At 46.1% G+C, this 4,029-nt stretch carries 4 protein-coding genes; all 4 read right to left on the bottom strand.

The features are described from left to right. Positions 1-74: 74 nt before the first annotated feature. A complete protein-coding gene (locus QUB63_RS34825) occupies positions 75-689 on the bottom strand; it encodes a DUF3854 domain-containing protein (protein WP_332949950.1) in 615 nt (204 codons plus the stop codon). Between the two features lie 506 nt (positions 690-1,195). Next, complete coding sequence (locus QUB63_RS34820; RefSeq protein WP_332949949.1) at positions 1,196-1,570, bottom strand: hypothetical protein; 375 nt, start codon at positions 1,568-1,570, stop codon at positions 1,196-1,198. Between the two features lie 223 nt (positions 1,571-1,793). Then, a complete protein-coding gene (locus QUB63_RS34815; RefSeq protein ID WP_332949948.1) occupies positions 1,794-2,507 on the bottom strand; it encodes a hypothetical protein in 714 nt (237 codons plus the stop codon). 430 nt (positions 2,508-2,937) lie between these two features. Continuing rightward, positions 2,938-4,029: tyrosine-type recombinase/integrase (locus tag QUB63_RS34810; protein ID WP_442922324.1), on the bottom strand; the 1,092-nt coding region annotated here is incomplete at its 5' end.

Raw genomic sequence — 4,029 nt, 5'->3', positions numbered from 1 at the left:
CTGTTTGTTTTGGGAATTGAATTCACCTCTGTTCCAGATATACACAATAGAGTTATTTTGTCAATGCGTAAGTCCTAGGCTCTACGTATATCCGGGTTAGTCGTAGCATCCGCGTCGAAGGCGATGATAAACCCCAAACCCGCCTCAGCATATTTTTTAAGGGTTGGAACCAGGTGACGCTTGCCTTCTGCGTCTTTGCCCGTCAGCCCCATTTCTACTCCCAGTAGGGCAATAGTAGGTATGTCGTTGCTGCAACCTGCGATAGCCTTGAAACCGCCCTCGGTAAGCAGAATGCAGGGATGCCCGTTGACTTTCCAGCAAGCTTCCTTCAGACTATCGGGATTCCAATAAACGTCATCCGTTAGACATCTCAGCAACAGCGCGTCGTACCCCCCTTTCGGGGTGCGATATTTGGGGCATTTTCCGTCTTCACTCTCCCAGGGGTCATCGGGGCGGAACTGGTACTGATTGTTGTACCCGCAAAACATAATCCCGCCTGACTTGGCGGGGTATCCCAAGACGTTTGTCGCATTTTTGGCGCTCATTGTGCGACAAGTCCTTTCCGTCCAGTTGTTATATAGCAGCCCGCGCCCCGCGATGCGTTTCTGATGTTCGGGGCTTAATTGTGAATATTTGTTGCAAACAGCGGCGGGGTTGCCAGATGTATTAAAATGCAATACACTATCCATAGTGGTTCTCCCGATTGTTTTTACGAAAGAAACCGCTATATCTAGTACAGAGGACACATTATTTAATTCATCATCTATCACCGAAAGGTTTTTAGATTTGCCGCACGTTTTGCCGCTGAACTAAGCTAAAGTTGCTAGTAAGTTTTATTTTTTGTTTGTCGCGTGTCCTCTGTAAAAGGTATGCGACTTTTTCTTTTTTTGTGCCTGCACGCTAAGGTGCAAACTCCTGCCCGTATCCTAACACGGTGCAAATCAAATTTAGCTACCGCCTACTTGCACCTTTTATGGACTTTAGACTGATATGTACTTGCCAAAACCCTACAGGTTTCTGCAAATTTTCTTGCGCTGAACTACGCTTAAAATGGTTGCAGAAACCTGTAGGGTTTCGGATTATTTTCGCAAGTTACTCTGGAAGGTGTTTACTGTGGTCAAGCAACCGATTAACAAGCACCGATCGGGCAATAAAAAACCGCCCCGGTGGTCGGAGCGGCTAGACTAAAAATGAGCTACCTAAAAAGGTGAATCTTGCAAAAAGTTCGGAACAGTTCGCGAGCGTCTTCCTCTGAAGGGTGTTCGCCGCAGTATTGGATAAAATCGGTTACAGTGCCATTAATAATGACAAGTAACTCATTCTCATCTCCCTCAGAAAAAACTCCCTGCCTAACACCGTCAAACAAAAACTGGTAAAACTCTTTCAGGAAGCAATACTTGACGTAGTTCGCGTCGTAGTGAATAAACCGAGGTTTAGAGTTTGCCGTTTGAGGGCTTTCAGTTTTAAGGTACGATTTTTTGTACTGAATCAATCCTTCCTTTTGAAGCATCTCAACTGCGGGAGAGACAAGGGTTCTCGTTTCGTACCAGGGAGTCGTTTCAATTTCCATTTTGTTCTCCAAAGTTGAATGTTCAGCAATCACTTGTATCAAGTGATTTTTTTTTTGTTCACTACCTGAGTAACTAAGTGTATTTCTAGGCGTAGCCGCCTACAGTAGGCGGCTAAGGTAGGCGGCTACTTGTAAAAAAGGACTCAAAAGAGGGCTGACAAAAGAATCTTCAGTCACATGATGCACATAGCGTGAACGAAGCGATCGCGCTTCCGAGCCAGAGCTAAAACTCAAGTTTCATTTCGTTGAGTTCGGTGCGGGTAGGCGGAAATTGTCCGCCCCGCTCGTAGTGAGTTAACAATCGCTTCCACGTAACGCCCGATTTTAAGTCGCCAAAGTGCTTGGCGTAGGCGTAAAGCCCCTTGTTTTGTGCCTCTTGAATCAGCAATTGCTTGTCTTTAGGGGCGGTACGCCGTTCTACTGCTTGGTAGTGCTGGCTCATCTTCACTGGTTCGGGTAGCGGCTCGTAAGCCGAACGCGCAATAGTGTCGATCGCTGAAATTGCCCACAACGTACTTTGGGTAGCTGGCATAAAGCAAGCCAACTTCAGTACGGCCCTGGGGGGCAACAAATGGTTAAGGCTCGGTTTACCTATCCAACACAGCCCCAGTACGGGTTCCGCGTGAATCAGAAACGTCTCGGGACAGGCAAACATTCCATCATCTATAAGTTGACCTTCAAAATTGCGGATTAAGCGATCGGTAGTTTTTGGTTCGACGCCGTAAAGCGCGTCCGCTTGTTCTGGTAGCAGTACGGGTGCTCGGTAGTAGTGCAGCCACTGCACGCACTTGACGGCAATATCGAGAGCCGAAAATGCTGCTGAGTGAGAAATGCCGTCAAATACGGCATCGCGATACCACCGAATCGCCAAGGGGCGTTCCCGCGAGTACGTTAAAAATTGCGATCGCGGTACGCCCGCAACGGACTTTTGTGACATAATAATCTTGCTCCAAACGTTGTTCGTTAACGGTTGGGGAAGTCGTAACTATTCGGTGCTAAGAACACCGGGTAGTCGCGCCTATCAATCTTCCTCATTACTAGACGATCGCAGAGGGCAAGTAAATTTGTCAATCCCTAAAAGGGTTAAGTTTTGTTACCGACCGACTGGGATTGATTACCGTTAATCATGTGACACAAGTGATATTATGCGTAACAGCCGGGTTTTTGTTTGCCTATTTACCTTCATTTTTACAAGTAGCCGCCTACTGTAGGCGGCTACGCCTAGAAATACACTCAAATCGAAAGAAACTTTTCACTTCATTCACACTATGCAGACGACGTGACCGAAAAATTTTGACTTCCGAACCAGCGCTCGGGCAATAAAAAAACCGCCCTTTTTAGGGGCGGTCGGTGGGGAGAGGGTGGGATTAGATGTCGGTCATCTTGACCGTGGTATCGATACCTAGGTAGTGCCGTTGAATAACTTCGACACTATTGCCGCAAGCGGTAGCGAGTAGCAGTAAATCTGTACCAGCGTGTGCTTGTAAGGTAATGAAAGTATGGCGACAGGCGTAAAACGGTAGGTAGCCAGAAATAGCACCAGAGTCAGCTAGTTCTGTAACAACACCAGGGTAAGAGCATTTCGTCTCATTCCGCTTGCAGTCATAACTTAACCAAAGCTTAGCAATCGCATTACTATCCCAGTGTTTACCATTTAGTTTGGTAAACACTAAATCAGTAGGCTTTGCATTTTCCGGTTTAATGCGTAGCAGCAACTCGTTAAGTTTGGGGTAAATTTTAAACAGCCGCACCTCACCGGTTTTTGGAACCTGAGTGTTTTTTAGTTCTCCGTTGTACGATTTGCTGAATCGGATGTAATCCTTGTCTCGACCCAAGAATACATCTTTCCATTCAAGCGCGAAAGCTTCACCACTACGACAGCCAGTCAAGAATCGGAATTCGACTAATGGGGCCAATTGGCGGGGTGAAGCATTTTTGTGTTCGTAAAACGCTTTGATAATGATGTCTCGCTCTTCCTTTGTGAAAGCGCGACGGTCAAGTTCTTCCGGGTCTGTTTCGGTATCAGATTTATCCCACCATCGTAAATCAACCGTACCATCGGCATTAACCTGTGATTTGTATTTGTCGGTTTTATTTTTTGTAATACTAACTGGCATTACAAAAGGATTAACGGTTACTTTGGTTTTCCCTAGTGACTGTAGACGAGTAAACGCTTCAGAGAGTGCAACTAGCGTCCTACGCTTGCTATCGTCCTCAAACGGACTTGCTAATAAAACATCAACTACACTTGTAGAAATTGGCAAGTCCCAAATAGAACAAGGAAACGATATCATCGTTTGTTTCTCCTTATTCCAAACTAAACCTTTGATAATGTTTGTAAATTTTTTGCGGAAATGATTAAACGTAGTCGGTTGCACCAATGGACGCTTCCATTCCAAGTAATCCTCCCACATCTCACCTACGGTCATCTCAGGCTCAGGTTCAGGGATAGGCGCTGC

The sequence above is a fragment of the Microcoleus sp. ARI1-B5 genome (assembly GCF_036705795.1).
In the GTDB taxonomy this organism is placed as follows: domain Bacteria; phylum Cyanobacteriota; class Cyanobacteriia; order Cyanobacteriales; family Microcoleaceae; genus Microcoleus.
The sequence above is the reverse complement of the archived record's forward strand: the minus strand, read 5'-3'. Positions and strand labels throughout refer to the sequence as shown.